We start from the raw sequence: 18,757 nt of genomic DNA on the forward strand, positions 1-18,757 counted from the left end.
GCCAGGACCTCGGCGGCGCGGTGCGTTCCGGGAACGAGGCGCCCGGTGCGGTCGGGATCATGACCCCGAGAAAGTAAAGCTGTCGTTTGAAAAGACGACGTGCGTGTGGGACGAGCTGATCCCGAGCACGCGGATACGAAAATCTGCTAGGCCGTCCTTCACGAGCCAGTTTCCGGCAACATCGCCGAGATGTAGTTCGAACGCGCCCGTAAAGCTGAGCGCTGAGTCCGCGCCCAGACGAAAATCCATCGTACAAAAACGCATGGTTCGCGTATCGACGATCACCGATGTGAGCGGATGACGACCTGGATCGCGCAGCGGCTTCAGGAGTAGTTTGTGGCCCGGTGCACCGTCCGAGCACGCGGCGGATCCGCCGTCGGTGATCTCGTACCCTCCGGGATCGATCGCCGTTACGGTTGCGATCGTTTGAAGTGCGTTCGGCGAGGCCGTTGGTACCGGCGACGGCGTCGCCGCTGGTTTACCGGAAGAGCTATCGCTGCCGGCGGATGGACCGTCGAATCCGTACTTCATCCAGGCCGCTATGCCGTTCCACGTCGGGTTGAATAGCGGGATACGCACCGTACTTGGCGTCGCTCCAATCAGCGTTGTGACATCTCCGGTCGATGCCGAGTACTGCGAATCGAACTCTTCCGAGGACCTCATCCCGGCGCCGTATCCGATGGCAAGCCTCGCTTCCCCATGATACGGCCGGACGTCGAACTTCATTCCGCTGGCGAATATCTTCGTACGATACTGCGCGGCCGACGGCTGCCGCGCCTCCCGGGTCGCGTGTAGCGCGTAGACGTAGTAAGCGGTTGCGGTCGTCGGCGCAGGCTGAGCGTCAGCCAGCAGTACCGAAAGAGTGAGAAAAGAAAGCACCTTTTCCTCCGGACCGGGCTACGGCTTGACGAGGGTTCCGAGTACGTTTAGGCCGTTCTGATGCAGCACCAGCGAGGTCACGCGGCCCGCGCGATCGAGAACGAACGTAATGCTTGCGTCGACTCCCGCGACCTTATAGCTCGTACCCGATTGCAGCGTTAGCTCAAATTGCGGCTGCTTCGTCGCTTGGCCGTAGAGTTTGCCGTTGTCTTCGAAGATCGTGATTGCGAATGTGGGCGAGAGTTGGTAAACGCCAACGTAGGGTGAGCTGCCGTGCGGCAGCACGGCCGGCGGCGGCGTCGCAATAACGGGCGAAGTAGGATTCGCTTCAGGCGCGAGCAGGTGTATGGCAAGGTCGTCGACGCGAAACTGGGCGACGTTTGCAAGGACGACGATTCCCGTCCCGCCGGCGCGGTCGAACCCGAGGAACGAGTGATAACCGCCGGTTTGGCCGTTATGCCACGTGATATGCGAGTTGACGTTGGTGAACCCGTTCAAACCGATCTTCATGAACGGCGCCAGGGTCGTGTCGCTGCGGGGCATTTGCGCGAAAGCCATTGCCGGACCCAGGCGTCCCGAGGGCGCATTCATGTTTGCCTTTAGGTACAGGAGCATATCGTGCACCGATGAGTTGATCGCGCCCGCGCCGGCGAGCCCGGTAAGCGTCCAGGCGGGCGACGGCGTTAGACCTTGCGTGAACCCAGGCATGAGCCGCGCGCGAATCTGCGGGGTGATGGCGGCGCTCGTCTCGTTCACCCCGAGCGGTTTGAGTACGCCCGAACCCAGGAGCGACGCGTATTTCGTATGCGCGGCGTTCGAGAGCAGCGTTCCAAGCAAACCGACGCCGACGTTCGAGTACTCAAACGTAGCTCCCGGTGCTCGGGTGAGCGCGTAACTGCGCAGGAAATCATAAAGCTGCGCGGTTCCATAGTCGGCATAGGGATCGCTCGGATTCGAAGGAGCGAAGTTCGTGGGCATCTCGGGCAATCCCGAGTTCTGCTCGGCGAGATTGAGCAGCGTGATCTGCTGACCTTTAAATGCGGGCGCATGGGCGCCGGCTGGGAGATACATGCCGATCGGATCGTCGAGACGAACCTTGCCGCTGCGCACCATCTCGGCCAACAGCGTCGCCGTAAACGTCTTGGTTATCGAACCGATCTGGAACTCCGTGGACGCATCGAGCGGCGGGGCGCCGGCGGGCGGCGTTCCGGCCGTGTAGACGTGCGTCACTCCGTGGTCCACAAGGCCGACGATAACCACTGCACCGGGCGCGGTCGCCACAAATGCGTCGAGCGAGCGTTGAATTTCTTGAGGCGAAGCGGGAGTAAGGGGGCCGGCCGCGCACGGTGCGAGCGAGATCGCAAAAGCCGCGGCCAGAAGAACGGAGATCCGCTTTTTCATAGGCGCTGGTCTTGACGCGCCGGCCTACCCTAACGAAGGGGTGGGCATTGGCGGGGGCGGCAAATCTTCTGGTGCAATCGGTTTCGGCTTGCGCTTTCGGTCGGTGAGTTCGATGACGATCACGTAGAGCACCGGCACTACGCCGAGGTTCATGACGAGCGAAACGAGCATACCGCCCAGTACCGCCGTGCCGAGCGAGATTCGGGATTGCGCGCCATCGCCGGTCGCAAACGCCAGCGGCAAGATGCCGAGAATGAAGGCGATCGACGTCATGAGGATCGGGCGAAGACGCGTGGCCGCCGCCTGCGTCACCGCCTGGATGTGGCTCGCGCCCTTCTCGCGGAGCTGATTGGCAAACTCGACGATCAGAATCGCGTTTTTGGCGGCCAACCCGATGAGCATGACATAACCGATTTGCGCGTAGATGTCCGACGATGTAATTGGAATCGGTACGGGGTGGCCGGCGATCACCGAATGGATGATCTCGCTCGCCAGCTCGACGAGGCGCCGAAGGTAGATCGCGGAGATGCCTCCCAGCAGGGCGAGCGGCACGGCGAGCATGATGACCAACGGCGTCGTCAAGCTCTCGTACTGAGCGACGAGGACGAGAAAGACGAAGAGGAGCCCCATACAAAAGACGATGATCGTCTGCGGGCCGCTCTGCACTTGCTGGCGCGCGATACCGCTCCAGTCGAACGCCATTCCTTTCGGTAGGTGCGCAGTGACGATTTTCGCGATGGCGTTGAGCGCGTCGCCGGAGCTGGCACGCGATCCAGGCGACCCGTCGATTTCAAACGAGTTGTACTCGTTGAACCGCATGATCGCGACATTGTCCGTAATGTAACCGGTGTGCAGGAACTCGCTGACCGGCATCATGTTGCCCGAAGTATTGGCGACGTAGATACGGGAGAGATCGCTCGGCGACGTGCGCTGGCCGGCCTTCGCCTGGACGAGCACTTGGTACGAACGCGTTCCGTAGTCGAAGAAGTTTACCAGCGACACGCCGGTCGTCGCTCCGATCGTATCGAAGAACGCCTGCGGCGTGACGCCGAATGCAAGCGCTTTCGAACGATCGAACTTCGTTGCCAGATACTGTCCGGTCAGGATCGTCGGGATACGAACCTGCGAGAGCGCGGGGTCCTTCTTGGCGTCGGCCAAAATCGCGCTGCCGACCTTGTTCAGCGCCGGCAACCCGAGGTTGTCGATATCCTGGATCTCGATCGCGAATCCGCCGGTCGTTCCCAATCCCGGAATCGCGGGGGGATTGGCGGGCAGCGCGGTGACGCCGGCAACCTTCGCGAACTGGGTGTAGAACTGATACTGCAGCGCGAGCGCGGAGTTTGCGACGCCCCCGCGTTGGGAGAGCGGCTTGAGCTGGACGAACATCGTCGCCTGGTTCGAGCTGTTGTTGGCAAAGCCGAAGCCGATACCGCTGGTCACCGCTTCGACCTGCGGCATCGCGAGCATCATCTTCTCGAGCCGTTTCACCGCGGCCGTCGTCTGATCCATCGAGGCCGCAACCGGCAGCGTCACCAGCACGTAGAGCAGGCTCTGGTCTTCGGCCGGAATGAAGCCCTGGGGCGTTATCTCGAACATCACGCCGAGCAGAACGAGCCCAAGCACGAAGACGCCGACCACGAGCTTACGGCGCGCAATCAGCCGCGGGACGAGCCCCTCGTACCACTGGGTAAGCGCGCGCAGCCTGCCTTCGAACCACAGCATGAAGTGATTCTTCGTCGTCTCGCTGCCGTGCACGATCTCGTAGGCAAGAACGGGAGCGAGGGTCAGCGCCGTAAAGAGCGAGATGGCGATAGAGGCGGCCATCGTCAGCGCAAACTGCTGGTAGAGCAAACCGGTAGTGCCGGGAAGCAGCGCTACCGGAATGAAGACCGACATCAGGACCAGCGAGGTCGCCAAAACTGCGCCCGAGATTTCTTTCATCGCCCGGACCGTCGCGTCAAAGGGGCTCGCCTTGTCGTCGACGATGTGGCGTACGATGTTCTCCAGCACGACGATCGCGTCGTCGACGACCAGGCCGGTCGCCAGCGTCAAACCAAAGAGCGTTAGAGTGTTGATGGAAAAACCGAGCAGCTTCATCGCCGCAAACGTTCCGATCAACGAGACCGGGATCGTGATCGCAGGAATCAGCGTACTGCGCCAGTTTTGCAGGAACAAGAAGATGACGAGGACGACCAGGACGATCGCAATCAGCAGCGTGATGACGACTTCTTTGATCGAGGCCCGTACGAAATCGGAGGTATCGAAGGCGATGCTGTAGCCGATCCCGCCGGGAAACCGCTCTGCCAGCCGCGCCATCGTCGCGCGAACGTTCGTAGAGATCTGCAGCGAGTTAGCGGTCGGCTCGCCTTGAATCGCCAAAACGACGGCGGTTTGCCCGCTATAGCGCGCCGAGGTGACGTAGTTCTGCGCGCCCAGTTGAACGTCGGCGACGTCGCCCAAGCGCAGATACCCGCCGTTTGGTTGAGCGGCGATGACGATCTGCTTGAACTCCTGCGCCGACTGCAAGCGCCCGTTGATCTGAATCGGTATCTGAAACGGCTGCGAACCGCTCGTCGGCGGCTGGCCGATCGCGCCCGGCGCAACGTCGGCGTTGTTGTTTTGGATTGCATTCAGTACGGTGTCGAGCGAGATTCCGTTGGACTGCAGCTTGTGAGGGTCGACCCAAACGCGCATCCCGTAGGTCCGGTCCCCCAGCACTTCGACCTGACCGACGCCGGGAATTCGCTTGAGTTCTTCGATTACGTTGAGGTCGGCGTAGTTGCTTACCGCGACGTCGGTGACGGCCGAGCTCGTCGAGAGCATCGCGACCGCGATCGTGATGTTGCCCGAACTCTTCGTGACGGAGACGCCGTAGTTTTGGACGGCCGGCGGGAGTTGGGCCAGCGTTAGGTCGACGCCGTGCTGGACGTTGGTCTGGTCGATCGTGGGATTCGTTCCGAGGGCGAAGGTACAGGTGATGACGCTCGTGCCGTTGGCGCTCGAATAGGATTGCATGTACTGGAGCCCGTCCGCGCCGTTGATGTTGATCTCCAGCGGCGTCGTCACCGAACGCATCACCATCGCCGCGCTCGCGCCGGGGTATTGCGACGTGACCGTAACGGTCGGCGGCGAGATCTGCGGGTACTGCGCGATCGGCAGCGTCGGGATCGTCACCAGGCCCGCCAGCAGCACGACGAAACTGAGCACCCCAGCAAAATGCGGGCGCCGTAGGAAGAACTCGATCACGACGGCGCTACGCCCGCGGCGGCTTCCACTCCGAAACGAGCGTTCGGACGCCGCCTCATCGAATCCCTGGCACGCCGCCGCCTTATGGTTTGGCCGGCTTATCCGCTACGCGCCAGCCGTACGCGTTCCACGTCGGAAGAAACGCGTTCGGTGCAAAGCCCTGCAGGCGCTTGCGATACGCATAGACGTACGCGGCGTTGAAGAGGTAGAGAATCGGGACCTGATCGGCGACGATGCCGGCGATTTGCCGATAGGCTCGCTTGCGCTCTGCACGAGCGGTCGTGGACAGGGCCTCTCGCTCCAAACGATCGACCCGCGCGCTGCACCAGCGCATGTAGTTCGACGGCGCCCCGCAGCGCAGGACCCACGAGTCATCCGGATCGGCTCCCATGGTCCACGGCACGTACGCCAGGTCGAAGTTGCCCGAGGCCAGCACGCCCGTCTGTGGTAAGAAAAGCTGCGCGTTGCTGACCGACTTGACGATTACGTCGACGCCGCGTTCGCGCAGCGCCGCGGCGACCGCGGTCGCCACCCGGACTCCGGTCGTCGTTTCGACGAACTGCACGTAGACGAGGCGCAGGATCTTTCCGCCGCGCCGGCGCCACCCGTCGGCCGAGCGCGGCCAGCCGGCCTCGTCGAAGAGATGGTCGGCTCGCGCCGGGTCGTACGCCGGCTCCCGCACCGAGGCGTCGAAGGCCCACGAGAAACGCGGCTGCAGCATGTTGGCGACGGGATAGAGCCCGAGGGTGATCTTTCGCGAAATGGCTTCACGATCGATCGACATCGCAAGCGCGCGGCGCATTCGGACGTCGTCCAGCGGTGCGTGCGCCGTGTTGAGCGCCAGGCCGGCAACGACGGCCGTCGACACGGTCGTGAAATCGAGCGACGCGTCGCCGCGCACGATCGAGAGCTGCGCCGGCGCCAGCAGGTTCCAGTCGAGCTCGCCCGATTGCAGGAGCAGCAGGTTCGTCGAGGGATCCGGGACGCTGCGAACGACGAGTTGGGCAACGGCCGGCTTTCCTCGCCAATAGCGAGGATTTGCCGCGTATCGCATCCCTTCGCCGCGTCGCCAGGAAACGAAGGTGAACGGCCCGTCTCCGACGCTGGGATCGGCATTGAAGGCCGCGCGCGACAGCGGTGACTGCGAACGCAAGACGTGCTCGGGGAGGACGAACTGGGGCGAAAAGCCGTACGAAAAATAGGAAGTCGCCGCGGGCGCCCACGCGCGTCTCAAATGGAACACGACCCGCAGAGGCCCGATCGCATAGGCGCGGTCGATGAGGTCGTAGCCTTCGTGCGAGCGCACCGGATTTCGGGGATCCGCTATGGCGTGCAGCGTGAAGAGGACGTCTTTTGCGCTGACCGGCACTCCGTCGCTCCAGCGCACGCCGCGCCGAAGCTCGTAGCGAATCGTGCGGCCGTCGGCGGAAAGCCCGCCGTTGCGCCGCGTGGGGATGCGCTCGAGCAGCGCGGGGACCGGGCGCCCCCGCGGGTCGAGGTCGACGAAGGGCTCGAAGGCTAGGCGCGCGACCTGCTGCTCGACCGAAGCTGCGTCCGGGCTCGTAAAGAGCGGGTTGAGATTGCGCGGGTCGGCCGCCAGATCGAAGCGGACCTCCCCGGCAGGTGCCCGGCCGCCTTGCCGATAGCAACCGCTCGGGCCGGCCAGCAAGGTTGCTAACAAAGCCAGGGTCCACATGGGGGTTGCGGCGAATGGATTCCTGGTGTTATGCTTCTTGGGCCGACGATTGTTCGGCAAACTAGCAACTCCTATCGAATATGATTTCTACCACTGATTCGCTCGACGAGCTCGACCTTCGCCTCCTCGACGCGTTGCAGCGCAACGCGCGATCGACCTTCGCCGAACTCGGGACGATCGTCGGGCTGCGGCCTCCTGCCGTGCACGATCGCGTAAAGCGGCTCGAGCAGCGCGGCTACATTCGCGGCTACGGGGCAAAACTCGATCCGGCCGCGCTCGGCCTCAACCTCACCGCGTTTATCAGCTGCTACACGTCGCCCGATTGCGCTTACGAAGATTTTACACGCATCTTGAGCGAGATGCCGGAGGTCTGCGAAGTGCACTCGGTCGCCGGAGAAGAGAGCTTCATCTGCAAAGTGGCGACGCGTTCGACGCAGCATCTCGACGAACTCTTAGCCCGCCTGAAAGCGACCCCCGGAATGGCCCGCACCCGCACGACGATCGTTCTGGGAATGCCTTTCGATCGCGGCGGCGTTACGGTCGTCACGCGATGATCATCGGCAACTTCGATGATCATCGGCAACTTCAACGAAACCTACGCAAGGAACGCTCAATGACGCAAACGCTTTCCCTCACCCCCCACGTCAAGCCGCCGGCGCCGCCCGAGCAGTTCGAATACAAGCGGCTGCGCCAAGGCGAGTTCTGGCGCCACATCCCCGCGTACGCCGAGGTCGACGAAGCAACGTTCCTCGATCACCTCTGGCAGCAGCGGCGATCCGTTAAAACCGCCGAGGAGCTTCTTGAGACGATCCGCGACGTGTGCTCGCCCGAGTTTTACGCCGACGCCGAGGCCGGCTTCCGCCACGCACCGATGGCGGTGCGCGTCTCGCCGTATGCCATCTCGCTGATCGACTGGGACAACCCCGTCGAAGATCCGATTCGCCGGCAGTTCATACCGCTGGCCTCCACCGCACTGCCGGATCATCCGCGGCTGACGCTCGACTCGCTCCACGAACAGGAGGATTCGCCCCTCCCGGGCCTCGTGCACCGGTACGTCGATAAGGCGCTTTTTCTGCCGCTTGCGGTCTGCCCCGTCTACTGCCGCTTCTGCACGCGCAGCTACGCCATCGGGCCGGATACCGAAAACATCGACAAAGTTACCCTGGCGACGACGCCCAAACAGTGGCACGAAGCCTTTGCGTATATCGCGAGCCGGCCGGAGCTCGAAGACATCGTCATCTCGGGCGGCGACGCGTACCAGCTCGCACCCAAGAATATCGAGCTGATCGGCAACGCGCTGCTCGACATTCCTCATCTTCGCCGGCTTCGCTTCGCCTCCAAAGGCCCGGCAATCATGCCGATGAAGCTGATCACGCACACCGAATGGCTCGACGCGCTCACCTCGATCGTCGAACGCGGCAGAACGCTCGGCAAGGAGGTCGTGCTGCACACCCACTTCAACGCACCCGAAGAGATCACGTGGATCACGGAGAAGGCGATGCGCCTGCTCTTCGAGCGCGGGATCTTCACGCGCAACCAGTCCGTACTGATTCGCGGGGTCAACGACACGCGCGAACGAATGCAGCTGCTCGTCAAGCGCCTCGGTCACATCAACGTTCACCCGTATTACGTCTACATGCACGACATGGTCAAGGGGGTCGAAGAGCTCCGCACGACGATCGCGACGGCCGTCGACACCGAAAAGTTCGTCCGCGGAAGCACTGCCGGATTCAACACTCCGACGTTCGTTTGCGATGCGCCGGGCGGCGGCGGAAAGCGCGACGTCCATTCGTACGAGTACTACGACCGGGAGAACGGCATCGCCGTCTACGCCGCACCCAGCGTCAAGCCGGGCAAAGCCTTCGTCTACTTCGATCCGATCGATCGCCTCGGCTCGCAGGCCCAGGCGCGATGGGCGCACGACGAACTGGCCGGGCAAATGATCCAAGAAGCGGTTCGTAAGGCGGGCGCGGGGGACGAACAGCTCGTCGTCGCGTAAGAGCGCGGTGCGCTCATGAACGAATCACGTCTTCGGCTGGACTTCGCAATCGCGGTCAGCGCGCTGACCGTCAGTTTGGTCGCGGCCGGCGCCGCCGTTTATCAGACGCGCGTCATCGCCCGGCAGTTCAGCGCGACGGTTTGGCCGTACGTGAGCTTCGATCGCACGAACTCTCCGTCGTCAATCGAACTCGACATCCGCAACGACGGGCTCGGACCCGCGATCGTACGCAACGTCGCGATAACCTGGAACGGCGTCAGCGAACCGACGATCGAGGCACTGATCTCGGCCGCCGTCGCTGCCGATCCGCGCGGGATGCGCGCGGCGCGTGCCGCGCTTGTGTCCGGAACGAAGCTAGCCTTCAGCACCAGCACGCCGACGGCCGGAATGGTGATCCCCGCGAATACCAAGCACATGATCGTTCGTTTGGACGGGGCAGTGCTGGTTCGGTACTACGCGCCGGCGATCAAACACGTCGGCCTCTCGTTGTGTTACTGCTCCCTCACCGGAAGCTGCTGGACGCTAAAGTATATGCAGACCGACAACTCCGAGCCGCAGAGCGTCGGCTCATGCGCCCAGCGCGGCTGACGAGCGCTCGCGCAACAGCGCGCGCATCATTACGGGGCCGGCCGGCCGCAGGGTAACCGAGGCGGCCATCGGGACCTCGGAGCTGCCGGCGAACGTGAAGCGGAATTTTCGCAACAGCGGCTCGAGGACGATTCGCATCTCACCGCGCGCAAACTCTTCACCGATGCAGCGGCGAGCCCCGCCGCCGAACGGCACGTAGGAGAACGGCGCCGGCTCCTCACCCGCCCAGCGGTCCGGTTCAAGCCGCTCCGGATCCTCGAAGTACTCGGGGCGCCGGTGCAAAATCAGCGGCGCCATGAAAACCGTCATTCCCCGTGCGATGCGAGTTCCGTCGGCCAGCGTTACGTCGCGCAGCGTTTCGCGACCGATGATCCAGGCCGGCGGGTAGAGACGCAAGACTTCCTTTACGAGACGATCGAGGTACTCGCGGTCGCCGTTGCTTGCCGCAGCCGCCGCGCGCGCATCGACCTCCGCATTGCGGGCGAGCAGCACGAGCGCCCAGGTCATGGCATTTGCGGTCGTTTCATGGCCGGCGATAAAGAGCGTCATGATTTCGTCGCGGATCTGTTCGTCGGTCGGCCGGTGGCCGGTCTGTGCGTCGGGTGCCGCCAGAAGCATCGAAAGCGCGTCGCCGCGATCGCCGTCCCGCCGGCGGCGGGCGATCAGGCCGTAGATGATTTCGTCGAGCGTGGCGCGAGCGCGCCAAAAGCGACGCGTGCCCGGCAACGGCAAGCGCCGTCGCAGCCCGCTCAGCGGAGTCAGCATGTACGGGAACTTCCGCATCATGAGGTGCAGCGCTTCGGCGACGACCCTCGCGGACTCGCTCTCGTCGCTGCCAAAAAGCGTCTCGGTCGTAATGCGCAGCGTGAGCTCGGTCATCGCGGCGCGGGCGTCGAACGGCTGCTGCGGATCGATTCGATCGACGAACTCCACTGCGTCCCGCTGCATGATCCGCGCGTACTCCAGCATGCGCTCGCGATGAAAGGCCGGCTGCACGATCCGCCGCATCTGCCGGTGGAGAGGATCTTCGCTCGTCAGCAGCCCCTCGCCGAGCAGCAAGCGCAGGACGCGCGTGCCGAGCGACTTCGAGAACGCGTGCTGCTGCGTCACGAGAATATCCTTGATCAGTGCCGGTTCGTTGACGAAGACGTACGATCGCCACGGGAGCGAGAAGGCGACGACGTTGCCGTAACGTTGCGTTACCGTCGCGAGAAATTCGGGAAAGCGGCGAAACGGCACCGGAAAGAGTGCGCGCAGCGTCGACCAGCGGCTGGGGCCGGGAAGAGGCTGCATCATTTCGAGTCCTTTCGCCGATACGCCACGACTTCGCCAAAGCGGCAGAGGACGCGATACTCGCCCTGCGCGACCTCCCGCGCGATCGCCGGACGGATCGTCAACCGGGAGGCATTGCTGGGAAAGTCGTCGGCGTAGACCAAGTACTCAACGCCGCTGGTCTTGTCGATCGTTGCGAGCGGCCGCCGGGCGGCCACCGCGGAAAACCATTCGTCGTAGGTCGACTGCGATGCATTCTCGGGGACGCAGTTCAGCGTCCGCCGCGCGTCGGCGAGGTCGTGGTAGTACGGATGCAAGTAGTGCAGCGGATGAAGCGGGTCGAAGGCGATCAAGAAGATTACACAGATGACGGCGGCAGCGCCCGTCCAGTTGTTCGCGGCGCGCGAGTTTGCCTTTCGGGCCACCGTTACGATTCCCATCACGGTCGCGACGAGCAGCCAAGGGATCCACAATGCCGCATAGTGATCTCCCATGCGCCAGACATACCCGGAGTTCGCAAGCAAAACGACCGTACCGCCGGGCAACGCCAGCAGCGCCCACCGCGAACGCAGCGGCAGGAACAGCAGCGGCACAAACGCTTCGAGAACGTAGGTAAGGCGCCCAAACGTGAAGATTGCGCGCGCAAAAGCGATTGGATGCACGAACGGAGCGACGGCCAACGCCAGTGGCCCGTCGGCGAAGGGATAGACGTAGAAGTGACTCGGCCGCCAACCGCCCACGCGCGGAACGATCGCGAGATAGTAGACGAGCAGCGCCGCCGAACTTCCCGCAGCCAGCAGCGTGCCGGCAAGCAGGGTCCCGGCACGCGGAGAACCGTCGAGCAGCGCGCCGCCGGCCGGAGCCGGCCGCGCGGCGATCCACGCGAGCGCACCACCGAAGAAAACGCACGTGAGCGCGGCGTCCTCGCGCAGACCGAGCGCGACGAGTCCGCACAGCGCAAACCACAGCCACCGCCCACGATCGGCCGCAACGAACATTCCGAGTACGAGCGCGCTGAAGAGCCCGAGCTCGTGAAACTCGTCGAACCCGAGCGCCAGGAGCGGGGGATAGAGCAGCGTCAGAATGCCCAGACGCTGCGCCAATGCGACGCCTGCGTAGGGACGCGCCAGCGCCGCCACCAGCGGCGCGCAGGCGACGGTCGCCGCTGCCTGCACGATCTGTAACGGAAGCGCGCTGCCGGTTAACGCGACCAGCGGCCACAGTAGCACCAGCGACGGCGACCAATGATAACGGAAGTGCGATCCGTCTTCGACGCCGTCGCGCATTCCGTGCAGAGCGCCGGCAACGACCTGCGCGAAGGTACCCGTGTCGGAGCCGTACGTCCAGAGCTTCGTGCGGATGCAGGCGAGCACGACGAGCACGAAGAGTTCCAGAGCCGCCCAAAACCAAACGCGGGCGAGCAGGCGCATCAGAGCCCCTCGCCCAACCGCGCAAAACGGTGAAGCGTCTTTGCATTTTTTGCGGATCGCGGACTGGGGACGATCCGGCGTTCGCGGCGATGGCGGCGGCGGTCGCGCGCAGCATCGCGGGCGCCGGTTACGGCATCGTCTACGGCGGTGGCAGCGTTGGGTTGATGGGCATCGTCGCCGATACGGCGCTTGCCTGCGGCGCCGAAGTAATTGGAATCATTCCGCAGGCCCTGGCCGAAACGGAGATCGCGCACCCCGGCCTCGCGCAACTGCACATCGTTACGACGATGCACGAGCGCAAGGCGATGATGGCGGATCTCAGCGACGCGTTCATTGCGCTGCCGGGCGGGTTCGGCACGATGGATGAGTTCTGCGAAGTGGTGACCTGGCGCCAGCTCGCGATCCACGACAAGCCGATCGGGCTGCTGAACTACCGGGGTTATTACGACCCGCTGCTCGCGCTCTTCGACTCGATGGTGGGACGAGGCTTCATTACGGAGCAGACCCGACGGCTCTTCGTCGATGCTCGCCGCATCGAAGAGCTGCTGCATTTGATGTTCGGAAGACCGGAAGCCTGAGAGCTTAAGAAGACTTCGGCAGCGTCATGCCGAGGTTCTTGACGAGAGGCGCATTCATGGCGCGCCTCTACTCCGCGAGCGCCGTCGCGACGATTCGTTCTTGCTCGGCGGCGTGTTGGCCGGCGTAGCCTTCGCTCGGACTCGCACGGTAGCCGCGCCCGATGTACTCGATGTCGAAGCCGTCGCGCTTGCCCTCCAGCAGCCGGCGCCGTACGAACGCGCGGGCGCCCATATTCTTGGGCTCTTCCTGCACCCAGACGAGCTTCGTGAGCTTGGGATAGCGGGAGATGACGCGATTGATCTCGCCGACCGGGAGCGGCGCCAGCAGCTCGATCCGCGCGATCGCCGTGTGGCGCAGTTCCTTGTACGCGGGCTGCGTCACGAGATCGTAGTAAATCTTCCCGCTGCACAGGATCAAGCGTTCGATCTGCGCGCGATCGAGCTCGCGCGGATCGTCGAGCACCGGCGCGAAACCGCCCTTCACCATATCGTCGAGCCTGCCCGCCGCAACGTCGGCGCGCAGCAACGATTTCGGCGTCATCACGACGAGCGGCACCGCGATCGGGGAGCGCGCCTGCATGCGCAAGAGGTGGTAATAGTTGCTCGCGACCGAGGGTGACGCGACGCGCAAATTCCCCTCTGCAACCAGCTGCAGGAAGCGTTCGAGCCGCGCACTCGAGTGCTCGGGGCCTCCGCCCTCGTAGCCGTGCGGCAGCAGCAGCGTCAGGCGCGACGTCTGGCCCCACTTCGCCTGGCCGGCCGCGATGAACTGGTCGACGATGATCTCGGCGCCGTTGAAGAAGTCTCCGTACTGCACTTCCCACAATACGAGCGCTTCGGGCTGTTGCGTCGAGTAACCGTATTCGAAGCCCATGCACGCGTACTCGGAGAGCGGGCTGTTACGTATCTCGAACGAGGCTTGCTCTTTTGCAAGGTGCTGCAGCGGAATCCAGACCGCGTGCGTCGCGGGATCGTGAAAGACCGCATGGCGGTGGCTGAACGTACCCCGCTCGGTGTCCTGACCGGTCAGCCGTACCGGAGTCCTCGCCAGCAGCAGCGATGCGAAGGCAAGCGACTCCGCGGTGCCCCAGTCGACGACGCCCCGCTCCGCGATCACGCCCATGCGCCGTTCGAACTGTCCCTGCAGCTTCCGGTTGAGCGTGAAGCCGGGGGGAACGGTGCTTAGTGCATCGACCCACGAGAGAAGCTCCGGGCGGTCGACCCGCGGCAGCGCGGTTCCGTCGAAGGTATTGCTTCCCGACATCTTGCGGCCGCTGATATGCGAGGCCAGCGCACCGCGAACTCCGCGGCGGGCCTCCTGCAGCCGCGCGGTCGCCTCGTCGACGAGCACTCCGACGCGTTCGGCGCCGATCACGCCCATGTTGACGAGCTTATTGGCGAAGAGCTCGCGAACCGTCGGATGGCTCTTGATCTGTTCGGCCATCTTCGGCTGGGTGTACGCCGGTTCGTCTTGTTCGTTGTGCCCGAAGCGGCGGTAGCCAATCAAGTCGATGAGCGCGTCGCGTCCGAAGGCGCGACGGAAGTCGACCGCCAGTCGAACCGCGGCGATGCACGCGTCGAGATCGTCGGCGTTGACGTGGACGATCGGAACGTCGAAGCCTTTCGCGAGATCCGACGCGTACCGGGTCGAACGAGCGTCGGCCGCATCGGTCGTAAAGCCGATCTGATTGTTGGCGATCAGATGGATCGTCCCGCCGGTCTCGTACCCCGGGAGCGACTGCAGATTAAAAACCTCCGCGACGATCCCTTGACCGGTGAACGCCGCGTCGCCGTGGATCAGGATTGGAACGGCGCGCTTTCGGTCGAAGGTTGGGACGCCTTCGGAGTGATCGGTCTGCAGCGCCCGAGCGCTCCCCTCGACGACCGGATCGACGGCCTCGAGGTGGCTCGGATTGTGCGCCAGCGTGACGTTGATGCTCTTGCCCTTCGAGGTCGTAAACGTTCCGGTCGCGCCATGATGGTACTTGACGTCGCCCATCACGTCGTCGTCGCCGAGATTACCGCGGTACTGCGCGGCCTCGAACTCCATCATCACTTCTTCGTAGGGCATGTTGACGACGTGCGCGATGACGTTAAGCCTGCCGCGGTGGGCCATGCCGAGAACTGCGTCGGCGACGCCGTCCTCCGCGAGCATGTCCAGCATCTCTTGGAGCATCGGGACCATCACGTCCAGGCCTTCGCCTGAGAACGTCTTCTGGCCGAGGAACGTCTTGCGCACGTAGCGGTCGAAGGCTTCGACTTGGGTAAGCCGTTCGAGCAGTTCGATCTGCCGTTCCGGCTTCGGGTCGGCTCGGTTCCGCCCCGACTCGATGTAATCGCGCAGCCACGTACGCTGCGTCGCGTCCGAGATGTGCTCGATTTCGTAGGCGATCGTCGAGCTGTACGTCTCACGCAGGCGCGGAAGAACGTCGGCCAGCGTGTTGCCCGGTACTTTGACGCGCAGGACACTCGCCGGAATTGCGCTCTGCAGCGCGGGCGTCAATCCATAGGTCTGGGGCTGCAGCGAGGCATCCCCAACCGGCTCGGCGCCCAGCGGATCGAGGTGAGCCGCGAGATGTCCGTACCTGCGGTAGGCCGAGACGATTGCCATGCCGGCGGCGACCGCGCGCAGCATCTCGTCGGAGGGCGGCGTACTCGCCGGTACGCCGGGCGTAACGACGACCTGCGCGCCCGGCGCCGCCTGCAATCCCAGCGAGGCAAAGACCGTGTCGTAGAACCCGGCGCGGCCCTGCAGCAGTTCGTCGACGCGGCGCAGATATTCGCCGGATTGCGCGCCTTGGATCACGCGATGATCGTAGGTGCTGGTCATCTGCATGACCCGCGACACGCCGAGCAGGCGTAACGACTGTTCGTTCGCATTGGCAAAGCCCGGCGGATAGCCGATCGCGCCGGCAGCGATGATCGCACCCTGCCCGGCCATCAACCGCGGCACCGATGCAATCGTTCCGATCCCACCGGGATTGGTCAGCGTGAAGGACGCGCCGGCGAGATCGTCGGCGGCAAGCTTGTTCTCGCGCGCCTTTCCGACGAGCTCCTCGTAGCGCGCGCGAAACGCGGCGAAATCCAACCTATCCGCGTTGCGAATGACGGGCACGACGAGAAAGCGCGAGCCGTCTTTCCGCTCGCTGTCGACCGCCAGCCCGAGATGCACGCCCGGCTCCAGCCGCGCCGCGCCGCCGCTGGGGTCGCGTCGAAACGAATACGTGATGACGGGCTGTTCGCGCGCGGCCGTGACCAATGCGTACGCGATCAGATGCGTGAACGAAACCTTCTCGCTGCGCCCCGCCGCTTTGAGCCCTCCGTTGAGCTCTTTGCGGCGCGCGTCAAGCGCGTCCACGGCGATAGTTCGGAAGCTGGTCGCCGTGGGGATCGTGAGGCTCTGCTCCATGTATCCGGTGAGCGCCGCTGCCGGCCCGCGCAGCGGAACGAGCTTCGCGTCGGGGGCGAGCGGCGGCAGCGACGTCTGCGGAGCTCGCGCCTGTCCACGTACCCGATCCGCCTGCTCGATGACATCGGAGCGCAGAACCATACCATTGGGCCCCGATCCGCGCACGGCGCTCAGGTCGACGTCCAGGCGCTTGGCCATTCGGCGTGCCGGCTGATCGGCGATTTGCTCACCGGCGCGCACCGGCTGTCCCGAAGGCAGCGGCGCCGGTTTGACGGGCGCCGGTTTTACGGGGGTCGCCCGATGCGCTGCACCGTTCCCGCCGCCGGCCGGGCGCGCGGCTGCTCCGTTACTCTTCGAGGTATCGATCTGCGCCAGGTCGGCTCCGATCGAGACGGTCTCGCCTTCGCGCGCGGAGATCTTCGTTACGACTCCGGAGACGGTCGCGGGCACTTCGACGTCCACCTTGTCGGTCGTCACCTCGACAAGCGGATCGCCTTCGGCGACGAAATCGCCGACGTTGCGGAGCCATTCGACGATCGAGCCTTCGGTGACGGACTCGCCCATCTCGGGAAGGGTTACAGTAACGAGAGTATCTTCCAAGACAGGTTTCATCTTATCTTTTCGCGGGCCGGAGGCCTACGACTCCGCGCGCTTGCCCTGCCGGACGGCGAGCGAGGCTCGAACGGCTAAAAGTAGTGCGCGGGAAAGGAGGGCGTGACCACCAGGGCGTTCTTGGCAAACTGCGGCCGGGGGTGGCTCAACACGAAGGCGGCGATATCGTACGCCTGCGCGAGCGAAAGCGAGCCGGGAGCGTTCTGCGGCATATTGTACCGGACGAATCCGGTCATCCGATCGATATGCGCCATGCCGGCCCCGCTGTTGAATGAGTCCTTTCCCCAGAGCGGCGGAAAGACGTTCGATTGGCCGCCGCCGTCGGAAGCGTGGCAGGCGGCACACTTTTGCGCGTAGAGTTTGGCGCCGCGCTGCGGATCCGGCGACCCGCTCGGCAATGGTTCGATATAGCGCTGGTCCGCCGCTTGTGCCCGGCCGGCCGGCGTCCCGCGTGAGAGCCACGCCACATAGGCGACCACGGCGATCATCGCGGTGCTGTCGTACGCGGGCGGGCGCCCGTTCATACTGTAGAGGAAGCACTCCGCAATCCGGTCCTGCAGCGCGATCACGCGGTGCGCGCGGCGATTCCATTGCGGAAAGGCTCCATAGATGCCCACGAAGCTCCCGCCCTTCGGCTGCGTACCCCCCGCGAGATGGCAGGCGGCGCACGACATCTTGGCGCGGACGTAGCCTTTCATCGTCGTCTGCGTATCCATGACGATCGCGCGTCCGTAGGCGATCGACTGGCCGACCGGACCGCTCGGCAGCGCCCGCGCGTTGTAGGCGCTCGCGCCGTGCAGTTCGCTCGAGCAGCCGGTTACGGCGAGCAGCGCCGTGAGCGCGAACGTCGCCCGGCGCGCACGCGCATTCATCGCGCTAACCTCCCAAGGTATAGGCGTAACGATAGGTCGATTGGAGAACGGCGAGCGTCGCGACCATTGAAGGCACGACCACCGCACCCGCAATCAAATGAGTGAGGATATCGTCGGCGACCGCTTGCGCGTTCGTCGTCGCGCCCGAATACCCGCGGCGAACGAGTGACCGGGCGATGCCCTCGACCGCGGTGTGGCAGGTCAGTATGACGGTGCCTCGCCGCTGCAGCATCTCCAAAGAAGCGTCTTGATACATCCCTTTTTCGTCGTCCGGATCGAGCGCCGGATCGAACGGCGCCGAACTCTTGAGGAATACGTTCGAGGTTATGGGCAGCGCGTCGGCGTCTTTGAGCTTGAAGAACTCGCCGATCCGATACTTCTTCCAGAGGTAATCGCTGAACGAGTAAGCAGACGACGCACCGTGACCCGCCAGCGCAATCGCAAGCGAACCCGCGGGATATCCAAAGCCGAATTGCAGTCCGTTGAGCGAATTCTTGATGCTGCCGAGCACGGCGGGCTGGAATGCGACCGCTTCATAAACCTGCCGAACCGCCGCGGGGCGGCCGAGAGTAGCGGCGAACGACGTTTCGTCGAAATCGGCGCGACGCACGACGAAGTGTTCGCCGCCTGGAATCCTGGCGGCTGCCGCATTCGTGGCCGCGGCGATCGTCGCCGAGCCTGTCAAAAAGACGCTTCGCTTCATTCCATGAGGTTCGCAGAGCCGGTGCGAGCTCCCGCGGACCTTCTCCGAGGACGTTTGCGCGCGCGGTCAAAG

Annotated in this window: 13 protein-coding genes; 4 read left to right on the forward strand and 9 right to left on the reverse strand. The window is 64.2% G+C overall.

The genetic code is table 11. The annotated features are described in order from the left end of the window. Positions 1–57: 57 nt before the first annotated feature. The 4 genes from VGG51_14840 to VGG51_14855 form a co-directional block, all read right to left on the reverse strand. Positions 58–879 carry a hypothetical protein gene (locus VGG51_14840; protein ID HEY1884303.1) on the reverse strand — a complete coding sequence of 274 codons (822 nt, stop codon included), beginning with the start codon at positions 877–879 and terminating at the stop codon, positions 58–60. 18 nt (positions 880–897) lie between these two features. Further along, complete coding sequence (locus VGG51_14845; protein HEY1884304.1) at positions 898–2,280, reverse strand: serine hydrolase; 1,383 nt, start codon at positions 2,278–2,280, stop codon at positions 898–900. A 24-nt stretch (positions 2,281–2,304) separates the two neighbouring features. After that, the gene (locus VGG51_14850) at positions 2,305–5,526 is read right to left on the reverse strand and encodes an efflux RND transporter permease subunit (GenBank protein HEY1884305.1); all 3,222 of its coding nucleotides are present in this window, start codon (positions 5,524–5,526) and stop codon (positions 2,305–2,307) included. Positions 5,527–5,608: 82 nt separating this feature from the next. Beyond that, on the reverse strand, positions 5,609–7,207 hold the full coding sequence (locus VGG51_14855) for a peptide ABC transporter substrate-binding protein (protein ID HEY1884306.1): 1,599 nt from the start codon (positions 7,205–7,207) through the stop codon (positions 5,609–5,611). Positions 7,208–7,302: 95 nt separating this feature from the next. On the opposite strand from VGG51_14855, the gene VGG51_14860 reads away from it, so the two are divergent. Genes VGG51_14860 through VGG51_14870 form a run of 3 tightly spaced genes read left to right on the forward strand, consistent with a single transcriptional unit; the run spans position 7,303 to position 9,809 of the window. Further along, positions 7,303–7,776, forward strand: coding sequence for an Lrp/AsnC family transcriptional regulator (locus VGG51_14860; protein HEY1884307.1), 474 nt, complete (start codon positions 7,303–7,305; stop codon positions 7,774–7,776). Between the two features lie 59 nt (positions 7,777–7,835). After that, positions 7,836–9,221 carry a KamA family radical SAM protein gene (locus VGG51_14865; protein HEY1884308.1) on the forward strand — a complete coding sequence of 462 codons (1,386 nt, stop codon included), beginning with the start codon at positions 7,836–7,838 and terminating at the stop codon, positions 9,219–9,221. 15 nt (positions 9,222–9,236) lie between these two features. Next, positions 9,237–9,809, forward strand: coding sequence for a hypothetical protein (locus tag VGG51_14870; GenBank protein HEY1884309.1), 573 nt, complete (start codon positions 9,237–9,239; stop codon positions 9,807–9,809). Here the strand turns inward: VGG51_14870 and VGG51_14875 are convergent. Together VGG51_14875 and VGG51_14880 are read right to left on the reverse strand one after the other, a co-directional pair. Further along, on the reverse strand, positions 9,789–11,105 hold the full coding sequence (locus VGG51_14875) for a cytochrome P450 (GenBank protein ID HEY1884310.1): 1,317 nt from the start codon (positions 11,103–11,105) through the stop codon (positions 9,789–9,791). The genes VGG51_14870 and VGG51_14875 overlap by 21 nt on opposite strands. After that, positions 11,102–12,511, reverse strand: coding sequence for a DUF2079 domain-containing protein (locus VGG51_14880; GenBank protein HEY1884311.1), 1,410 nt, complete (start codon positions 12,509–12,511; stop codon positions 11,102–11,104). Before VGG51_14880 ends, VGG51_14875 begins: the two co-directional genes overlap by 4 nt. A 29-nt stretch (positions 12,512–12,540) precedes the next feature. Here VGG51_14880 and VGG51_14885 point away from each other — a divergent pair, with 29 nt between their 5' ends. Continuing rightward, positions 12,541–13,089 (forward strand): TIGR00730 family Rossman fold protein, encoded by a 549-nt coding sequence (locus tag VGG51_14885; protein ID HEY1884312.1) that lies wholly within the window; start codon positions 12,541–12,543, stop codon positions 13,087–13,089. Between the two features lie 67 nt (positions 13,090–13,156). On the opposite strand, the gene VGG51_14890 is transcribed toward VGG51_14885, so the two are convergent. The 3 genes from VGG51_14890 to VGG51_14900 form a co-directional block, all read right to left on the reverse strand. Further along, complete coding sequence (locus VGG51_14890) at positions 13,157–17,098, reverse strand: multifunctional oxoglutarate decarboxylase/oxoglutarate dehydrogenase thiamine pyrophosphate-binding subunit/dihydrolipoyllysine-residue succinyltransferase subunit (protein HEY1884313.1); 3,942 nt, start codon at positions 17,096–17,098, stop codon at positions 13,157–13,159. A gap of 86 nt (positions 17,099–17,184) precedes the next feature. Beyond that, positions 17,185–17,982 carry a c-type cytochrome gene (locus VGG51_14895; protein HEY1884314.1) on the reverse strand — a complete coding sequence of 266 codons (798 nt, stop codon included), beginning with the start codon at positions 17,980–17,982 and terminating at the stop codon, positions 17,185–17,187. 4 nt (positions 17,983–17,986) lie between these two features. Beyond that, a complete protein-coding gene (locus VGG51_14900; protein HEY1884315.1) occupies positions 17,987–18,685 on the reverse strand; it encodes a hypothetical protein in 699 nt (232 codons plus the stop codon). Positions 18,686–18,757 lie beyond the last annotated feature (72 nt).

The sequence above is a fragment of the Candidatus Cybelea sp. genome, from assembly GCA_036489315.1.
GTDB lineage: Bacteria > Vulcanimicrobiota > Vulcanimicrobiia > Vulcanimicrobiales > Vulcanimicrobiaceae > Cybelea.

Coding starts and splice junctions, on each gene's coding strand:
- VGG51_14895 (HEY1884314.1), bottom strand. CDS start 17,982: ATGAATGCGCGTGCGCGCCGGGCGACGTTCGCGCTCACGGCGCTGCTC.
- VGG51_14875 (HEY1884310.1), bottom strand. CDS start 11,105: ATGATGCAGCCTCTTCCCGGCCCCAGCCGCTGGTCGACGCTGCGCGCA.
- VGG51_14845 (HEY1884304.1), bottom strand. CDS start 2,280: ATGAAAAAGCGGATCTCCGTTCTTCTGGCCGCGGCTTTTGCGATCTCG.
- VGG51_14900 (HEY1884315.1), bottom strand. CDS start 18,685: ATGAAGCGAAGCGTCTTTTTGACAGGCTCGGCGACGATCGCCGCGGCC.
- VGG51_14865 (HEY1884308.1), top strand. CDS start 7,836: ATGACGCAAACGCTTTCCCTCACCCCCCACGTCAAGCCGCCGGCGCCG.
- VGG51_14870 (HEY1884309.1), top strand. CDS start 9,237: ATGAACGAATCACGTCTTCGGCTGGACTTCGCAATCGCGGTCAGCGCG.
- VGG51_14860 (HEY1884307.1), top strand. CDS start 7,303: ATGATTTCTACCACTGATTCGCTCGACGAGCTCGACCTTCGCCTCCTC.
- VGG51_14880 (HEY1884311.1), bottom strand. CDS start 12,511: ATGCGCCTGCTCGCCCGCGTTTGGTTTTGGGCGGCTCTGGAACTCTTC.